Here is a 2,518-nt window from a genome sequence, read left to right on the forward strand (position 1 = left end):
CTGACTTTCCTTTCGGAAAGTCCTCGCTAATTTGCTATCTTCGGTTTACGGCGGAAAATCCTTCCGGATTTTCACGCAACGAAACCATAGCCAAACACGTTGGCAACAAGCTCAAAAATGAGGTTCCTAAAGAAAAATAGAACAAAAAATTGGATAATCAAACTATTCAAACTGACTGACCAAAATTCAGCGGAAACATTTGATATGGAATCCAAAATTATATTCTGCATTCAACAGATTGAAAAAATAACAAAGCTTACGGCAAAATCGTTCGACCTCAATTATCAATCAATTTACAAAACCAAAAGCAGCTTTGAAAAGGCATTAAAAACCAACAAGGAAAAAGTCTATTGCTTTGTAGATTTTAATTCAGAAAAAACCGATTCATATTTTTCGATTGATAATCAAATGTTGAACTTAACAGATAAACCTGAAAATTCAACAATCGACTTTTGCCTGCAAGTAAGCTCAAAATACTGTGACAAAAATTCGGTTTTAGAATTAAATAAAATTTTGATAGAAGGTTTAAGTTCCGATTATGGATATACAACACAACTTGACTCAAATTATGATTCTCTGACTGAAAGAAAAATTAAAAAAGGACTGTTTTCAACTTCAGTAAATATCTTAGAAAAAGACCACATTTGGACTTCAACTAAAATCAATATACTAAACGGAACATTAAAGAATTTATATCCAATAAACTATTTGAACGAATCACATTTATCAAATTCAGAACAAAAGAAGATTATTTCGGAATTTGGAAATTTAAGCGAAGTGAATAATCGGATTTACAAATGGAGTTTAACTGATTTAGAAATAGAGAAACTAAAAAAGTCAAAACGAACTGAATTGAAATTAGTTGAATAAAAGCCAGTTACCAACAAAGTGTAAAAATAATTGCTCGGTTCTAGCCTATTCGGAAAATCCTGCGGATTTTCCTCTGGTTCGTTCCATTTTTAGTAAGTTAGTTGCTTTCACACGCAACTATCCTTACACAAACCGTTGTAAAACATTAAAAAAAAAACCGATATGAAATTATTTAAATTAGTACTAATCCTGTTTTTTTCAGCTTCTTTGAACAGCTACTCTCAAGAAGAATTTAAGATCGACAAACGTACTCAAGAACAAAAAGAACATTCTATATCTGATATAGATGGGATTGGATTAGCCGATTTAGTTGAAATACTAAAATTCCAAGGAATAGAAATCAACAAATTTAAACTCGGGAAATTTGATAAACGTTATAAATTATATTTAGTTGCTGACGAATATCTAAATGGAGAAATGATTTCCTCCGACACTATCGCTAATCAAATGAACACTTATTATCATTTTGAATCTGACAAACCTTTTTATGATTTCATAGACCAAATTACAATAATCACTAAAGACTTTCCTAAAGAAAAGAAAAGTGAATTATCAATAAAAACATATGCTTTTTCAATGAATTGGTTTCTAGAAATGAAAAATACAGAAAAAGAAAATGCTCTATATTGGAGAAAATATACAGATACTAAATGGGAACTCAATAAAAAAACACCTTTACTTATACATGCTTCATCTTGGTTAGACGAAAAATATGGAGTAAGAAGATTTTGCGGAGTTCGTTATTTAAAGGAAAATGAAGAAGGGACAAATGAACTTTTAAAATATTCACCTAATTATGTTAAAATTTCATATATAGTATCTGAATAAAAAAACGTTTTACAACACCGTATAAAAAAAATTGCTAGTTTTATCCTAAACCAATGTCAGTTGCTCGTTTGCTAGCTTCTGATTTTCCTTCGGAAAATCCTCGCTCACAAACACGCAACTTTCCATACACAAACACGTTGTAGCACATTTGAGAAAAACCTATGAGATTAAAAAACAGCCTAATAATATTAATCAGTTTTCTCTGTTTCGGATGCAATTCGAATGAAACAGAAATGACGGAAACGGAACAGTTTTTAGCCAATAAATATAACGCAGAAAGAATTAGTCTTGACTTTAAAACTGTACAAACAAAAACCAACGGAAATATAACAGAAGATAGAAAATTTATATCTGTAGAAATTAAAAATCCTACCGATATTGAAAAAATTATGTCTGACAATAATTACTCTGATAAACGTGGATTAACAATAGCTAAATTTGTAATGGATTCTATTCAATTTGACGAAATACCATTTCAACCAAAAGAATTGCAAATTGACTTTATAAATAGAAATGAATTTTTTCTTTTAAGTAGTGAAAATAAAAAAACAATTAATTACGATTTGAACTAAAAAAACGGATAAATAAAACGTGCTACAACACCGTGTATAGCTCATTGCGGCAGGTGGTTAAAAAAATGAAAATTCTTACAAATTAATAACTACTAACACAGCGGAAAAAATGTAACTTTAAAACCGCAACAAACCATACACAAAACCGTTGTACACAAGCTAAAAAATGAGGAACGAATATGAAATAAATAGTGACGGAATAAATATTTACCTGACATTATTTGTAAAATCTCATCCAATTGCGAAAA

At 29.7% G+C, this 2,518-nt stretch carries 3 protein-coding genes; all 3 read left to right on the plus strand.

Annotated elements, in window-relative coordinates:
• Window positions 1-204: 204 nt before the first annotated feature.
• The 3 genes from I3217_RS14980 to I3217_RS14990 all read left to right on the plus strand — a co-directional run bounded on the left by I3217_RS14980 (window position 205) and on the right by I3217_RS14990 (window position 2,270).
• On the plus strand, window positions 205-870 hold the full coding sequence (locus I3217_RS14980; protein WP_435050589.1) for a hypothetical protein: 666 nt from the start codon (window positions 205-207) through the stop codon (window positions 868-870).
• A 162-nt stretch (window positions 871-1,032) separates the two neighbouring features.
• Window positions 1,033-1,698 carry a hypothetical protein gene (locus I3217_RS14985; RefSeq protein WP_435050590.1) on the plus strand — a complete coding sequence of 222 codons (666 nt, stop codon included), beginning with the start codon at window positions 1,033-1,035 and terminating at the stop codon, window positions 1,696-1,698.
• A gap of 161 nt (window positions 1,699-1,859) precedes the next feature.
• A complete protein-coding gene (locus tag I3217_RS14990) occupies window positions 1,860-2,270 on the plus strand; it encodes a hypothetical protein (RefSeq protein WP_435050591.1) in 411 nt (136 codons plus the stop codon).
• Window positions 2,271-2,518: the final 248 nt, after the last annotated feature.

The organism is Formosa sp. S-31 (genome assembly GCF_051172795.1).
Classification (GTDB): domain Bacteria; phylum Bacteroidota; class Bacteroidia; order Flavobacteriales; family Flavobacteriaceae; genus Formosa.

What these genes read in the sequence shown, in the direction of transcription:
- I3217_RS14990 (WP_435050591.1), top strand. Translation starts at nt 1,860, where the DNA reads ATGAGATTAAAAAACAGCCTAATAATATTAATCAGTTTTCTCTGTTTC.
- I3217_RS14980 (WP_435050589.1), top strand. Translation starts at nt 205, where the DNA reads ATGGAATCCAAAATTATATTCTGCATTCAACAGATTGAAAAAATAACA.
- I3217_RS14985 (WP_435050590.1), top strand. Translation starts at nt 1,033, where the DNA reads ATGAAATTATTTAAATTAGTACTAATCCTGTTTTTTTCAGCTTCTTTG.